Here is a 16031-nt window from a genome sequence, read left to right as displayed (position 1 = left end):
AAAAATTGTCAATTTTGCGTTGTTCTAAAGGACGCGCAAATTGGTCAAAATACTAATATTTGTTCTCGTTGTTTTGTTGGATATGATGTGCAGGTTGACAATTATTTTATTATAAAAAATTGCATCTGTATCTATGAGGGTGTTCGGCTGAAGGGCAGTTTCTTCATCGGACCCAATGATACATTCACTGATGACAAAGCACCGCGAGCAAAGCACTACTTGATAGAGTATCTAAAACGATTGTTAAAAAGGTGCTTCTATTGGAGGGGGGCGTGTTGCTTCCCGGCATTACGATAAGCCATGGCTGGAATGCTCGATGACTATTTATTATTATGGTGTAGGCCGCTGGTTATGCTGATTCGTTTCGTTCCTGGCTGTTCGTTTAGCTACGTGTTTGTGGGTTTTTGATTCCAACCATACTCAAGTTTCATAGAGAAGCACATGATTAATTTTCTAAGCTTGCAAGAAGTAAATACCCAGTACAGAAATGATCTGGTTGAAGCCTGCGCGCGAGTAATCGATTCTGGTTGGTACATTGGTGGAAACGAATTAACGCAGTTTGAAAAAGATTTTGCTTATTATTGTGGGGCAAAACACTGTATCGGAGTAGCTAACGGCCTTGATGCATTGATTTTAACGCTTCGCGCTTGGAAGGAACTTGGCAAGTTAAAAGAAGGGGATGAAGTCATCGTTCCAGCCAATACCTATATTGCAACTGTTTTGGCTATTACAGAAAACCGACTTATTCCTGTATTGGTTGAACCCGACTCGCATTCTTTCAATTTGTGCCCCGATAATGTCGAGGCCGCTATTACCGCTAAGACTCGTGCCTTAATGCCCGTACATTTATACGGGCAGCTTGCTGATATGCCAAAACTACTCAAGATCGCCGAGCGTCACGATCTTTTAATCTTGGAAGATTCTGCACAAGCTCATGGCGCGAGTGTCAACGCGCGAAGGGCTGGTAGTTGGGGCCATGCATCCGCTTTCAGTTTCTATCCAGGTAAAAACTTGGGGGCGCTTGGCGATGCAGGAGCCATTACGACTAACGATGGTGAATTGGAGCAAACCCTTAGGGCGCTACGCAACTACGGCTCACATGAGAAATATAAGAACTTGTATAGGGGCGTCAATAGTCGCCTTGACGAAATTCAAGCTGCAATGTTAAGCGTCAAACTCAAGTATTTGGATGCAAGCACTGCTCATCGTAAAGAAATCGCTGATATCTATATGAAAGGTATTAATAATCCACTCATCTATCTACCATTGTCTACTAGTGTTTCGGCCCTGACGCTGGATGCTCATGTTTGGCATCTGTTCGTGGTTCGTTCTGAGATGCGTGATGCATTGCAAGCCCATCTTTTGAGGGAGGGGGTGCAAACCTTAGTTCACTACCCAATTCCACCTCATCAGCAACAGGCCTATTGTTACCTGAATCATCTGTCTTTTCCCTTGACCGAGCGTATACACAGGGAAGTACTGAGTTTGCCAATTGGCCCAACAATAAGCCGTGAGCAGGCCTATCAGGTTGTTGCTGCATGTAACAGCTTTCGTGGTAGCTCATTAGTATGACACTGATAAGAACCAGTTTGCTCAATGGTGTTGCTGTAATTATCAAGATGTTGACCTTGCTAGGTATCAACAAAATTCTCGCGATTTATGTTGGCCCAGCAGGTTATGCTGCTTTGGGACAGTTTCAAAATGCCGTTCAAATGATCACTACTTTTGCAAGTGGTGCGATTAATACTGGCGTTGTCAAGTACACCGCAGAGTATCATGACGATCATGATAGGCAACATAAAGTTTGGCGTACAGCTGGTAGCATCGCATTTATTGGTTCGATATTGACGGGTGTTTTGATTGCACTGTTGAACCAGTCGTTGGCGAAGTGGTTTCTAAAAGATGAGGTGTATGGTGGGGTGTTTCTCTGGTTCGCTGCAACATTGATTTTTTTTGTTTTTAACACTTTGGTGCTGGCGATCCTAAACGGGAAGAAAGAGATAGGTCGTTATGTATTAGCTAACATAGCGGGAAGCCTTTTTGCTCTCATTGTTACTAGCGTAATGTCTATCACTCTGGGGCTCTATGGCGCACTTGTCGCGCTTGCAATCTATCAATCACTGAGCTTCTTTGTGACTTGTGCTCTTTTGCTAAAAGCGCCATGGTTCAAATTTAGGTATTTACTTGGAGGAATCGATAAAGGCATCGCTAGAAACTTGGCGAAATATACGGCGATGGCACTCACTTCTGCAGCTTGTGTACCTCTTAGCCACATATTTATCCGAAATCACCTGGGGGATACGCTGGGGTGGGAATCAGCTGGTTATTGGGAAGCAATGTGGAGGCTGAGTAGTGCATATCTTATGTTAGTAACGACCACGTTAGGCATTTATTATTTACCACGCTTGGCGGAATTGTCTCTGGCTAAAGATATCAAAGAAGAAATATTACAAGGGTACAAGGTCATCCTCCCTATTGTCGTTGTAGGGGCGGTTACGGTATATCTCCTTCGTGACATTGTTATACATGTTTTATTCAGTGCTGAATTTTATCCAATGCGCGATCTTTTCGCTTGGCAGCTAGTAGGTGATATTTTACGTATCGGTAGTTGGATTATATCTTATCTGATGTTGAGTAAAGCCATGTTTAAGCCTTTCATGGTGACCGAAGTGATTTTTGCTGCAATGTTCTATGGGCTGTCTCTGGTTTTAACCCAATGGTTTGATGTTCAGGGGGTCGTGTTGGCCTATGCAATTAATTATTTTATTTATTGGGTGGTTGTTTATTTGCTAATATTTAAGAAATTGGCAGCAGAATCAGCTGCTCCAGTAATGCGTGGATGATGATATGTTGACGATTCTGGTTCCTTCCTATAATCATGAAGACTATATAGGTCAGTGCCTTTCTTCCATTTGTCAGATAAAAATCCCGGGCCTGAAAGTTATTGTGGTCGATGATGGGTCTACAGATAAAACCGTTGAAAGGGCAAGAGAGGTGCTGGCGTTATATCCTGAGTTGAATGTTGAGTTAATTGAGAAAAGTAACTCGGGGTTGGTTTCATCGCTTATTATTGGGCTTGATCGAACTACCACTGAGTATATTTATTTAGTGGCATCTGATGATGTTCCAGATCCACTCGGAGTATCGCGTTGTATCGACGCGTTAGGTGCCGAACCGCGGGCGCAGTTTTGCATTGGTGGAGCGTTGAATTTTTTTGAGGAAAGTGGTGCTCTGAGTAAGGTTTATACGGAGCGGCATAATAGGTTCTTCAGTTTGGACATCGAAAGTAGGAATACGGAAATGTTTACAGACTTTCCTTCGCCAGTACTAATTCAGTCGACGCTTTTTAGAACTGCTGCATTAAGGGCGATTGGCGGTTGGGATCCAAAATTAATATGGGATGATTACCCTACATTTGTCAAGTTATTTAGTATGTTTCCTGTGGTGGGCAAGGACTTCCTTTTTCTTCCGGATGTTATCGTCGCGAAATATAGACATCATGGAAACAATACGTATAAAAATATTGCAAAGCAGTTCTATATGTACTCGCAAGCTATCGAAGCCCTTGCGCCCGCCCACTTGAAAGATTTTGTGCTCGCGAGTAAGGGAGGGTACTATATTTTGCTGGGATTACGATATGGTAATCTCAAAGGAATATTGAAAATAATTTCATTTTTACCTTTAAAAGTGTTGTTTAAAGTGCCTTTTATCATGGTGAATCTCGCGTTTCTAAAGTTGCTAAAAAAATGACCTCCTCTGAATTTTTTGATCTGTTTTTTTCCAATCTACATGTATTTATACCTTCGATTCTCTTAACGTGTTTTGCGCTCTACTTTACGGTTCGTTTGAAGGCGCTGGCGGGCTATTTAGATCCTATTCATTTTTATTGGACCTTCACATTTGGTAGTGCTTATGGTGTTGTCATTGGGTTGTATTTTTTGGGATATGTATCGGATTTGTTGTTTTGGTTTGTTTTTTCTTGTGCTTTTTTATTTGTTGTCTCTTTCGTTTTGTTTAGTCGCTTTTCGTCGTATGGTATTAGACGCTTGATTGTAGCATTGACAGTGCCGAGGGGGAGGGGGCGCTATGAATTCTACTTGATCCTTTTTTTGTATTTGTGTCTTTTGTTGGTTATTCTGACTTTTGTGGGAGCTGGGCTATTTGCTGAATCTAACAGATTTGAGCAGAATAGAGGTTTTGGATTGTATGTTCGTATTGCTGATGCATTTCGACTTTTTATTTTTGCCTACCTTTCTATTTTGTTAGTGCGGGGGTGGAGACTCAATGGTGTCTCGGTAAGGAACGCTTTGTTATTGTTTTTTTTGGCGTCTTTGATTTTCGTTAGTTCGATTGTCAATGGCTCGAAATTTGCCTTTCTTGAAGCGTTGTACGCTTGTTTTGTTGCGATTAGTATTTATTTTTCAAAACCTAAATTCAAAGTTGTTTATTTCGCAGTTGTTTCGTTGGCAGCCATTTTTTTTGCACTTCTGGTGCTGATGTTTAATCTCCGTAGTAATAATGTTGATACAGAGGCTGATGCCATGTATATGACTGGTAGTCCAGTGGTAGTTGAGCGACTGGTTTTCCGAATTATTGGTAATGCCGATAAATATTACTTGGGGTTGCCCAATGATGTAGTTGATAAATTATATACCGATAACGCGTTGATACGCTTTGTTTCGCCTATTGTTGGGGTTACTCGTCTCAGTGGAATACTCGGGTATCCGGTGAACGACTTTAACGTAGGGCGTCAGATTTTGCTGTACTACAATCCGGGGCGAGAGATTGCCGGTGGGCCGACCAGTCATTTCGATTTGTTTGCATATAAATACTTTGGGATAGAGTTCGCCTTTGTTTGGGTGATCTTTACGGCATTTTTGTTGGCGATAATAAATTCGCTAGGCCGAAACGCACAACAGAATATTTTTTACTGTGCGTTGGTTGCGACGCTCTGGTTGAGAACATTGCCTATTCTGCTAGAACCACCGATAGGCTTCGCCTACATGCTAGATGTTATATTCCTGTTTTTTGTGATCAAATTGATAGGGATGCTTATACCTCGGAAAGAATGAGGCGTCTCGACCGCACGATATCCTCGTTAGGGATGAGGTAGGCAGATCTTGAAATATAAATGTTTGAATTTTGTGCAGCGCTGCGAGGGGGAAGAGTGACTTCGGTAATGGTAACCGGCAGTGGCGGTTTTATCGGACGTGAATTGGTCAGTACGTTAATTGAGCGCGCTTTCTCTGTTACCGCTGTCACTCGTGCGGCTCTGATGGACAATTTTCCGGGTCAGGTGATTCACGCAGATCTCAAAGCGTTGACCTCTTCGACTCAGTATTTTCACGGTATTGATTGCATTGTTCATCTGGCTGGCCGTGCCCATGTGCTAAATGAAGCGGATTCCGACCCTCTTACGGCATTTCGGGACATTAACCGGGATTTGACCGTTGAGCTTGCGCGCATCGCCGTAAAGGCAGAGGTGAAACGATTTGTCTTCATTAGCTCTATCGGCGTTAATGGCACATCATCCGGCGGGCGGGCTTTTGACGAGATGTCTGTGCCATCACCACAAGCGGCTTATGCTTTGTCTAAGCTCGAAGCTGAAGATGAGCTTCGCAAATTGTTGGCACCTACGGCGGTGGAGCTTGTTATTATTCGGCCGCCGATGGTGTATGCGGCTCACGCCCCAGGGAATTTTCAGCGCCTTTTAAAACTTGTTGCATCAGGTATTCCGTTACCGTTCGCAAGTATTAATAACAGGCGCAGTATGATTGCTTTGGAGAATTTGGTTGATTTTATCGCCTTGTGCATCGAACACCCTGGCGCTGCTGACGAACTTTATTTGATCTCAGATGGCACTGATGTCTCCACTCCGGAGATTGTCCGACATTTATGCACTGGGTTGCACCAGGATGTCCGGTTGCTGCCCGTGCCCACCGTACTCATGCGATTGGGCGCCTTCTTGATTGGTAAGCAAGCAATGTATACGCAGCTATGTGACTCGTTACTCATAGATTCCAGCAAGGCACGTAACCAGCTTGGGTGGAAGCCTAAACTGTGTACTGAGACCGCACTCGTCCACACGGGACGTGAATTCGCGGAATTTCGTAAGCTTGCTAATTAAACTCTGCTGCTTTATTTTCGATAGGGAATTTTGCTAATGCTGTCATGGTGGCTTTTTCCGATTGTCATTTGCTTTTCATTAGTGCTCACCGGTATGTTGCGTCGTTACGCACTAATTAATAGCGTTATTGATATCCCAAATGCTCGAAGTTCCCATTCATTACCAACTCCACGAGGTGGTGGAGTGGCAATTGTGTTGAGCTTTCTTATTGCCGCTCCTATCTTGGGCTTTTTGGAGCTCGCGTCCTGGCCCCTAATATGGGCGTTACTGGGGTCAGGGGTAGCCATCGCCGCACTGGGTTTTCTTGATGATCACGGCCATATTGCTGCCCGTTGGCGTTTGATTGGTCATTTCGGGGCCGCGGTTTGGGCTCTATTCTGGCTCGGTGGTCTACCTCCTGTGACGTTCTTCGGTGTTCAGTTGAACATGGGGTGGATTGGGCACTTATTAGCTGTTATTTATATGGTATGGATGTTGAACTTGTACAATTTTATGGATGGCATTGACGGTCTCGCTAGTGTCGAGGCCGTTTGTGTCTGTATTGGCGGGGGCCTACTTTATATCTTGTTTGGCGAACCCTCGGCTGCATACGTCCCTTTGTTGCTTTCCTGCGCAGTATTAGGCTTTCTGTTCTGGAACTTTCCGCCCGCGCGCATTTTCATGGGAGATGCGGGAAGCGGTTTCCTAGGGATTATCCTCGGCATTTTCTCTTTACAGGCGGCATGGATTGCTCCGCAATTTCTGTGGAGTTGGATAATCTTACTGGGCATATTCGTAGTCGATGCGACATTCACCTTGCTGCGTCGACTGCTGCGGGGAGATAAGGTGTACGAGGCGCACCGTAGTCATGCTTATCAGTCCGCTTCACGGCACTTTGGTTCTCATTTAAATGTGACATTGTCGGTAGGGGCCATCAATTTATTTTGGTTATTGCCCATGGCAATCTGGGTTGGAATAGGTGGTATAGACGGGCTATTGGCGACTTTTATAGCCTATCTACCGCTAGTAGGACTTGCTGTTAAATTCAAGGCGGGCGCGCTCGAAGATTAAAGGTATCTAGTTTTAACTGTTGAGGTGAGGGTAGTGCTTTTAAGTTTACTAGGCCAGGACAATCGTAGCTGTGCCGTATTTTATCATTTGGCTGGGAAATTATTATGAGCCGAAGGGTTGCTGTAATCTTGACTGTTTATAATCCAGAGGTGAATGAATTGGCAGCCAACCTTCATTCCTATAGCGGTCAAGTCGATTTGGTAGTTCTCACAGATAACTCGGATGTTACATTGGTTCAGCAACAAGTTAATGAGTTGTCTGAAAAATTTTCCAATGTGTATCTTAATCAATTGGCTGAAAATATGGGGATTGCCAAGGCTCAGAATTTGGGAGTCGAGGTTGCAAGAAAACTAGGATGTACTTTTTTTATTGAAATGGACCAAGATACTAAGCTCCCGGAGAACTATGTGCGCTCTCTGTTGCAGCGGTTTGATCAGCTGGATGAGGGGCGCAAAATCGTCGGGGGGATTGGACCGGTAGCATTAAAAAAAGATACAAACGATGTATACCACGGGCGGAAAAGGGCAGCGGGTTGTACTACTGTCGAATATACCCTTAGCTCCGGTTTCCTCATACCACTTTATGCCTTTGAGCGTGTAGGTAGAAAAAATGAAGATCTATTTATCGATTTCGTAGATTGGGAGTGGTGCTGGCGCAGTCGTGCAGCAGGACTGAATGTTTTTATCGATACCTCCCTTGAGATCGCTCATATGCTCGGCGATGGACACAAGAATTTTTTAGGCTTTCAAATTGGAGTGCCATCACCTATTCGACATTATTATCAATATAGAAATTTTTTATATCTTTTCGGTAAAAGGTACGTGCCTTGGCGTTGGAAACTAAAATACTCATTGATCATGACGTTAAAAATTTTTGTTTTTTTTCTAATATTCGATCAGAAAAGGAGGCGCTTGGGGTTTGTGTTTAAAGGAATTAAGGATGGCATTCTGCGGAAGGTCGGGAAACTCGATAGCGGTTTGGCGTGAGTTTTTTGTCCTAGACCCAGGTGCTGGGGCGGCGCCGATAGAGGGATTTAGCAGGTCGTAAGGATATATAGATTAGTTACGGCGATGTTTGAGCATCGTGTAGATTCGAAATAATCCGATGGCGTTGAACGAACGTACATAGGTGTCAATACCTAGCTGGAGTTGAATGATGTCAGGTGAGAAAAGTAAAATGCAGTCGGCAACTGGCTTTTCAGTGCTGATGTCTATTCATGCTTCGGAGCAGTCGAACTACTTAGAAGCCTGTCTTGAAAGCTTATTGAGCCAGAGCTTACAAGCTTCCGAGATTGTGCTCGTCGAAGATGGCCCGCTCCCCGAAAAATTGAGCGAGAGCATTGAAAAGTTTCGCAACGTACTACCATTAATTAGTGTCAAGCTTGACGAAAATGTTGGATTGGCATGCGCCCTTAATGAGGGATTGCGATATTGTCGCCATGAAATAGTCGCGCGTATGGATACTGACGATGTCTGTGTTCCAGAACGATTTGAAAAGCAAGTTGCATTTATGTTGAGTCATCCAGAAATTGATGTACTGGGGGCGATGGTCGAAGAGTTTGATAGCTTAATGCTACACTCCCTCGGTATTCGTCGGCTCCCTCTTGCTCATACGGAATTATCCCGATTTGCAAGAATGCGGAGCCCTATTAGTCATCCCACAGTCATGTTTAAGAAACAAGCTGTTCTTGATGTCGGTGGTTACCCTCCTTTTCGCAAAGCACAAGATTATGCGCTTTGGTCGTTGATGCTAACGAAGAAGTATCACATGCAGAATATGGATGAGGTCTTGCTAAAGATGCGTGCGGGAAACAACATGATGACTCGACGTGGTCGTGAGTATCTTAAACATGAGCTTGCAATTCTTAAGTTTCAGCGAAGTATCGGTTTTATTAGTTTTTTGGAGTATGTACTTAATTATGTAATTCGATCAGTGGTTCGCTGCTCTCCTATGTCAATTAAAAAAATGTTTTACCGTTTTGCACGATAATTTTACTGGTTTTTCAATTGTAACTAATGATTCAGTTTTTATTTTTATGTTGGATTTGGCGGAAATATTCAGTTAGACGAGCTGCCTGAACGTAGGGGTGTTCTCATGTCTTTCTGACGGAATATACGACATTGATTCGCTCGTGCTCAGGCCTGTCATTACATGAACATTACGATTGTTTCTTAATGCATCAAATGCAACGGCTGCGCATTGTTCTGCCTGCATACTGTCAAATTCATATTTTACGCGTATGAAGTACCCTTGCTTTCTGAGGGGGCGCGCAGTCAATCAGGTCCTTGCTCCGGAGGTCAAGAGTGCGCGACGTGCGTATGATAGAAGAACAGGAGGTGCGGTGGTTTTGGTTCTGGCGTATCGTTATGTATTGGTGATAGCGGTCGCGTTTCATGAGAGGGGCAGAGAAGCCTCTTCATAAATAGAAGACGAGTCTGATGCTCTTTCGTGCTGGTTCTGTCGAGGAGCGAGCCCCAAGGTAGCCTACAGTGGGGAATGGATATTGTTTAAGGAGCTAGCGAAGGTGCATGAAGGGGTTATGAGCAAATTTAGAACAGCCTTGCTGGGATTGCCGAGACGCCACAAACGCGCAATCCAACTGGCGACGGACGTTTTACTCGTCTGGGTCGCTTTATGGCTGGCGTTTGTCGTTCGCCTAGGCGTCGACGCATTGGCCAGCCCAATAGAAACTCACCTTTGGCTTTTCGCATCGGCTCCGTTGATCGCTATTCCGATCTTCATCCGCTTTGGCATGTACCGCGCGGTCATGCGTTATTTTGGTAACGATGCGTTGATTACGATTTGCAAGGCGGTTAGCCTTTCGGCCTTGCTGCTGGCCCTGGTGGTGTATTGGTATAGCAATCATAAAGTAGTGGTGCCCCGCTCCATCATTTTCAACTATTGGTGGTTGAGTCTGATCATGATTGGCGGCTTGCGTCTGATGATGCGTCAGTACTTTCTGGGGGACTGGTTTACCGCAGCCCAACATGTTCCCTTTACCAACCGTGATGACGGCCTGCCCAAGGTTGCTATTTATGGTGCCGGAGCCGCAGGTAACCAGCTCGTTGCCGCACTGCGTATGGGGCGAGTGATGCGACCGGTCGCATTCATTGATGACGACAAAAGCATCGCGGACCGCGTGATCGCTGGGCTACAGGTATACGCGCCCAAGCATATCCAGAAAATGATCGACACAACCGGCGCACAGGAAATTCTACTGGCGGTGCCTTCCTCGTCGCGTGGGCGCCGTCGGGAAATCTTGACGTTGCTTGAAGGTTTTCCGCTGCATGTGCGCAGCGTCCCAGGGTTCATGGACCTGGCCAGCGGTAGGGTCAAGGTCGATGACATCCAGGAAGTCGACATCGCGGACCTTCTCGGGCGCGATCCGGTGCCTGCACAACCTGATCTGCTCGAGCATTGCATCACTGGTCAGTCAGTTTTGGTTACTGGGGCTGGCGGCTCAATCGGTTCCGAGCTTTGTCGGCAAATCCTGGCACTGAAGCCGACTACGCTGCTGCTGTATGAGCATAGCGAATTCAATCTCTACAGCATTCTGTCCGAACTTGAGCCTCGGGTGATTCGCGAATCGTTGTCGGTTCGGTTGCTGCCTATCCTTGGATCGGTGCGAGACCAGGATAAACTGCTGGATGTGATGAAGACTTGGAATATCGATACGGTCTATCACGCCGCCGCTTATAAGCATGTCCCAATGGTTGAGCACAACATCGCCGAAGGCGTCCTGAACAATGTGATTGGTACGTTGAGTACGGCACAGGCCGCGTTGCAGGCAGGTGTATCAAACTTCGTCCTGATCTCCACGGATAAAGCGGTGCGCCCGACTAATGTGATGGGCAGCACCAAGCGGCTAGCGGAGCTGACCTTGCAAGCCCTCAGCCGTGAGCTAGCCCCTGTGTTGTTCGGCGATAAGAGCAACGTCTCGCGCGTAAACAAGACGCGATTTACCATGGTCCGGTTCGGTAACGTGTTGGGTTCGTCCGGTTCGGTCATTCCCCTGTTTCATAAACAGATCAAGTCCGGCGGGCCGTTGACTGTTACTCATCCCAAGATCACTCGCTATTTCATGACTATTCCCGAAGCCGCACAATTGGTGATTCAGGCCGGTTCCATGGGCTTGGGAGGGGATGTATTTGTACTGGACATGGGAGAACCGGTAAAAATTATTGAGCTGGCGGAAAAGATGATTCATTTGTCTGGCTTGAGCGTCCGTTCGGAAAAAAACCCTCACGGCGATATTTCAATCGAGTTCACCGGGCTGCGCCCAGGCGAGAAGCTTTACGAGGAGTTGCTGATTGGCGACAACGTCGTCGCGACCCCGCATCCGATGATCATGAGTGCCAACGAGGATCACCTGCCTTGGGAAGCGCTCAAGATCAAGTTGGCCGAGTTGCTGGCCGCCATTGAGCACGATGACTACACCAGGGTTCGCCAGCTACTTCGCGATACCGTCAGTGGTTACGCGCCTGACGGAGAGATTGTCGACTGGATCTACCAGCAACGCCGCCTCGAACCCTGATTGTTACACAAGCTGTAACGTACATATTTTTGACATCGATGCGTCATCGCCTACGTTTGAGAGGCAGCTTCGGAAAAGCTGCTTCTCTCTTAACGATGTCATGGAGCGTCATTTATGCGTACAGGCAATTTCTACTCTCTGATTTTTGCCCTTCTGACCAGCGTCTCGATTGCTGCTATCGCCGCCCCTGCGCTCAAATCCGAGTCTGTTGTAACGCCGCAGTTATTGGAGCAACCAGCCAAAATGCAGAGTCCCAAGGTGGATTTAAACGCGGCGGATGCTGCAACGTTGCAGCGCGAGCTGTCTGGGATAGGCAAGGGTAAGTCCGAAGCAATTGTTGCGTACCGGGAGAGTAATGGGCCGTTCTCTTCGGTAGAGGAGTTGCTGGAGGTCAAGGGGATTGGCAAAGCGATTCTCGACAGGAACCGTGACAAGCTGGAAGTGAATTGAGTTTGTGATTGAAGGAGGCCGGTCAAATTGACTGGCCTTTTTACCCCCTAGCGGTTGCATGGACGAGTTTTGGAAATGTACCAAGGTACCTGCCGCTGGCATAAATAAATGATTCTATCCGACCCATGAACACCACATTCTAAGCGAATCGCTGACAACAGGATGCTGTGCTCCCGATTTCCATCAGGAGCCCATCACCATAGTGCATCCTAATGCCCGGATTGAAAAAATTTACCTTTACCCAAAACCGGCCGGCCATGTGATCCGTGAAGATGCTAGCGAATAGCTGGATATCTGTGCCGATGCAGGTCCGGGTCATCAAACATATCCGATAAGTCTACGGTTGCCGGAGTTGTGAAGTTGCCCCGTTCACCGCCGACAAACCCGCCACGTTGATCGAAAAGGGCATGGCCAGCCCGAGCGTATCGGCGATGCTGTTGACCACCAAGTATGTCGATGGCCTGCCGCTGCATCGTTTCGAAACGATGTTGAGTCGACATGGCATCGATATACCGCGCCAGACCCTGGCGCGCTGGATTATCCGGCGCGGCGAACACTTGCAATCCCTGCTGAATTTGATGCATGACCGGCTGCTGGAAAGTCCAGTCATCCACTGCGATGAAAACCGGGTCCAGGTGCTGAAAGAGCTGGATCGAGATACGCCAGCCAGTCTTGGATTTGGGGGCAAGCCCCGCGGACCGTCCGATCAAAAAGTCGTGCTGTTCGACTACACCTCCAGTAGTGCGTGGGAAGTGCCGTTGCGCCTGCTGGAAAGTTATCGCGGCTATTTATGACCAATGTTTACGGCAGGTTATAACGCGTTGGCCTGCAGCCAGGTGTGGAACGCCTAGCCTGCAAGGTCCATGCGCGTCGCAAGTACATGGAAGCATAGAAAGTGCAGCCAAAGGGCAAGACCGGCCGCGCCGATATAGCCCTGACGATGATCAACAAGCTGTATGGCATTGAGCGTGAGCTGAAAACATAAGCGACGAGCAGCGATGATCGGTCGGCAGGAAAAGAGCCTGCCGATTCTGGTCCAGTTGAAGACCTGGCTGAATAAAATGCAGTCTCAGGTGACACGGCAAAGTATGCTGGGTAAGCGGTTAATTACCTGACGGACAGCTGGAGCCGAATAGAACGCTAAGTTGAGGCTGGTTTTTTATTGATCGATAACAACCTGGCGGAGCGTGTAATAAAATCGTTTGTGATAGGGCGTAAGGCTTGGCTGTTCAGTGACATGCCAAACGGCATCACCGTCAGCGCGCAGATTTATAGCTTGGTCGAGACAGCCAAGATCGACAGCCAAGAGCCGTATACGTGGCCACGCACTATAGCAACTTGCCACACGCCTCGTCGGTAGACGAGTACAAAGCCTTGTTGCCCAGGCACTGCTCAGCAGAGATGTCACGGTGAGCCGTCGCCTCGTCTTGTGGAAGGTAGGGGGCACTGATCGAATACGTTCCGCGAGCCTGAGTGGCAACTCGAGCCCCCGACTGAGATTGCCGGCACCGTGTGATATGGTTGGGGTCGCGAGAGTACCCCCAACCATTTACTTGACGCTGCTCTTAATGAAAGCAGCCAAGTTTTTTGACACGATGCGGCTACCAGCTTCGCTAAGGTGATGGCCGTCACGGTAAAATATGTGATCTTTGTCGGCGGACGCACACCTTACAGAGTCGCAGAAAGGCTTTGTCGAGTCGAAGATATAGACATTAGGGTTCTTGGCTTTTGCCTCCGCTAATACCTGATCGTAGACCTTGGTCCGATCGTTGTATTCCTGGCGAGCCACATCACAGCTCACGACGTTCGTCTTGAACGGACGGGACAGACACGCCTTTGGATGAGCCTTAAATTCCGGTACATCTTTGATCAGAACTACCTTTTTTCCCTGCTTTGTAATTTCAGAGATCGCAGCGTCCAGACCAGCTTTATAGGTTTCTAGCTTTTTGGAGACATCGTTCTTCTCTCCAAGGACAAGTCGATAGTCCGGGTTCTTATCATTTATGCTGGCGTGCTCTGGAGAGAAACCGTGGTCCGAAAAGTACAATGGCCCCAAGGCAGCCAATGCGACCACGCGGACATTGCTTTCCTTGATGATTTCCAGCGATTTGTAGTTTGCTTTTTCGCAGGCGTCCTTCGGCATGTTTGCAAGCCATACTTTCACTCCCCGTAGTGGTGGGCAGCTATGCCGCCCGATCACAAGCCAGTTTTTCGAAGTCTCTTTTTTCAGCCCAGGAATGATGTGCTCTGCGTGGCTATCTCCCCACAAGATGTAGTCTATTGGCGCGCCTTCTTTAGTCTGGTTGCACCAGCTCATTTCAGCCATTGTCGGATCAGTGGATTTGCATTTTGTAAGTGAGTAGTGTCGAAGGTCTTCGGACTTCTGTTTCAGATTCGCGACAATTTGTCGAGACTGCATGCCCTCGTGCTTAAACACGTAGAAGCCAAAAGATCCAATGATAAGCATGATGACGAACAGGATTGTGGTCCTTTTACCGCTGGTTGAGAAAAACCGGATAGGACGCTCGACGAATTTGTAGGTTGCCCAAGCTAGCACAATGGAAGCGACAACCGCCGCTATCCTGATTTCTACCTTAGGCACCTCTGTTTCAATAATCCGAGCAAAGGACAATATTGGCCAGTGCCATAAGTATAGTGGGAAGCTAATTAGACCTACCGACACCATGATCCTGTTGGATAGGATATGTTTGTTGATGATTGCATTTGACCCGGCACTTATTATTAGTGCCGATCCAATTGTCGGAAGGATAGCCCAGTATCCAGGAAAAAGCCGTTCTTTTGTGATTATAAGGAAGCCTGCTACTAGCATCGCCAGGCCGAGTAAAGATTGTGCATCCTTTATCGCACCTCCATTAGAGTCGTTATGGGTCTGGTACACGAGCTTTGATATGATGACATCGAGTCTGCTATAAATATTAAATAGAGTGTCAGATCGGTACATAGAGAGGTAAGCGATAAAAGATCCAATTAGTAATTCCCAGAATCTACTCTGCGGCGAATAAAAAGCCGCAGATGGGTCGATCTGTCGAATGCTTATGCTTATGCAGAAAGAAGTAGTGGCCAATATGCATATCACGGACAGGCGGTTAAATCTTGACTTCCAAAGGGCAAGGAGTAATACAGGCCAAATTATGTAAAACTGTTCCTCGATGCCAAGCGACCACAAATGCAGAAGCGGTTTTGTTTCTGATATGTTGTCAAAATAACCGCTTTCATACCAGAGTACTATGTTTGAAACGAAGCCAGCACCTCCTGCCGTATGTTTTCCAAGTTGAGCGTATTCGTCGGCTAGAAGGGCGAACCAACCAAAAGCTAGGCACGAAATAAGCACAAGTATAAGAGCTGGGTAAATTCTGTTTATTCTCCTGCTGTAGAATTCAAAGATACTTAAGGTGCCATTGTCTAGCCCAGTGAAAAGTATTTTTGAAATCAGGTAGCCAGATATAACGAAGAAAATGTCGACACCTATAAAACCGCCCTTCAAGAAGGACGGAAATGCATGAAAAGCTACTACCGATAAAACCGCAATAGCCCTTAATCCGTCTATGTCCGGCCTGTACGCTGTATGTTTGCTATGCATGAGATCCCTTGCGATCAATGCCAAGACGTCGATCGAGTATACACATTGACTCGGGATCGCTCGATGATGGAGTCCCGATTCTTAAACGCCTCTGTGACATGACGGTTTTTGTCATGAGTAAGAATTTTCAGGGCGGTGCCTAGAGAGATGACTTTGTCGAAAGCGCACACTTTGAGATGTCGCTCTCATGGGGCGCGAGCGCCAGCAATGCCTTTGGCGTTGTATAAAGTCCAGAGGCAGTCCGGAAATATTCGAGTGTGTAATTCATT

Annotated in this window: 13 protein-coding genes; 12 read left to right on the top strand and 1 reads right to left on the bottom strand. The window is 46.8% G+C overall.

From position 1 onward, the window contains the following. Window positions 1–441: 441 nt before the first annotated feature. The 12 genes from HQ912_RS19675 (at window position 442) to HQ912_RS28160 (ending at window position 13521) form a co-directional block, all read left to right on the top strand. The gene (locus HQ912_RS19675; RefSeq protein WP_173407192.1) at window positions 442–1572 is read left to right on the top strand and encodes a DegT/DnrJ/EryC1/StrS aminotransferase family protein; all 1131 of its coding nucleotides are present in this window, start codon (window positions 442–444) and stop codon (window positions 1570–1572) included. After that, window positions 1569–2843 (top strand): O-antigen translocase, encoded by a 1275-nt coding sequence (locus tag HQ912_RS19670; RefSeq protein WP_173407191.1) that lies wholly within the window; start codon window positions 1569–1571, stop codon window positions 2841–2843. Before HQ912_RS19675 ends, HQ912_RS19670 begins: the two co-directional genes overlap by 4 nt. A gap of 4 nt (window positions 2844–2847) precedes the next feature. Beyond that, on the top strand, window positions 2848–3750 hold the full coding sequence (locus HQ912_RS19665) for a glycosyltransferase family 2 protein (protein ID WP_173407190.1): 903 nt from the start codon (window positions 2848–2850) through the stop codon (window positions 3748–3750). After that, entirely contained in the window at window positions 3747–5072 is a 1326-nt protein-coding gene (locus tag HQ912_RS19660) for a hypothetical protein (RefSeq protein WP_173407189.1), read from the top strand. Before HQ912_RS19665 ends, HQ912_RS19660 begins: the two co-directional genes overlap by 4 nt. A 59-nt stretch (window positions 5073–5131) precedes the next feature. Continuing rightward, window positions 5132–6127, top strand: coding sequence for an NAD-dependent epimerase/dehydratase family protein (locus tag HQ912_RS19655; protein WP_173407188.1), 996 nt, complete (start codon window positions 5132–5134; stop codon window positions 6125–6127). Between the two features lie 36 nt (window positions 6128–6163). Continuing rightward, window positions 6164–7177, top strand: coding sequence for a glycosyltransferase family 4 protein (locus tag HQ912_RS19650; protein WP_173407187.1), 1014 nt, complete (start codon window positions 6164–6166; stop codon window positions 7175–7177). 104 nt (window positions 7178–7281) lie between these two features. Further along, window positions 7282–8163, top strand: coding sequence for a glycosyltransferase family 2 protein (locus HQ912_RS19645; protein ID WP_173407186.1), 882 nt, complete (start codon window positions 7282–7284; stop codon window positions 8161–8163). Window positions 8164–8332: 169 nt separating this feature from the next. After that, window positions 8333–9166 (top strand): glycosyltransferase, encoded by an 834-nt coding sequence (locus HQ912_RS19640; protein ID WP_260990047.1) that lies wholly within the window; start codon window positions 8333–8335, stop codon window positions 9164–9166. Window positions 9167–9716: 550 nt separating this feature from the next. Continuing rightward, window positions 9717–11711, top strand: coding sequence for a polysaccharide biosynthesis protein (locus HQ912_RS19635; protein WP_173407185.1), 1995 nt, complete (start codon window positions 9717–9719; stop codon window positions 11709–11711). Window positions 11712–11825: 114 nt separating this feature from the next. Then, window positions 11826–12161: a ComEA family DNA-binding protein gene (locus tag HQ912_RS19630; protein WP_173407184.1), complete on the top strand. Its 336-nt coding sequence runs from the start codon at window positions 11826–11828 to the stop codon at window positions 12159–12161. 407 nt (window positions 12162–12568) lie between these two features. Further along, complete coding sequence (locus tag HQ912_RS28165; protein ID WP_409936833.1) at window positions 12569–12955, top strand: transposase; 387 nt, start codon at window positions 12569–12571, stop codon at window positions 12953–12955. Between the two features lie 368 nt (window positions 12956–13323). Then, window positions 13324–13521: a transposase gene (locus HQ912_RS28160; RefSeq protein ID WP_409936832.1), complete on the top strand. Its 198-nt coding sequence runs from the start codon at window positions 13324–13326 to the stop codon at window positions 13519–13521. A gap of 189 nt (window positions 13522–13710) precedes the next feature. On the opposite strand, the gene HQ912_RS19620 is transcribed toward HQ912_RS28160, so the two are convergent. After that, window positions 13711–15786, bottom strand: a complete 2076-nt coding sequence (locus HQ912_RS19620; protein WP_173407183.1) for an acyltransferase family protein — start codon at window positions 15784–15786, stop codon at window positions 13711–13713. Between the last annotated feature and the right edge of the window lie 245 nt (window positions 15787–16031).

The sequence above is a fragment of the Pseudomonas sp. MPDS genome (genome assembly GCF_013283895.1).
In the GTDB taxonomy this organism is placed as follows: domain Bacteria; phylum Pseudomonadota; class Gammaproteobacteria; order Pseudomonadales; family Pseudomonadaceae; genus Aquipseudomonas; species Aquipseudomonas rhizophila.
The sequence above is the reverse complement of the archived record's forward strand: the minus strand, read 5'-3'. Positions and strand labels throughout refer to the sequence as shown.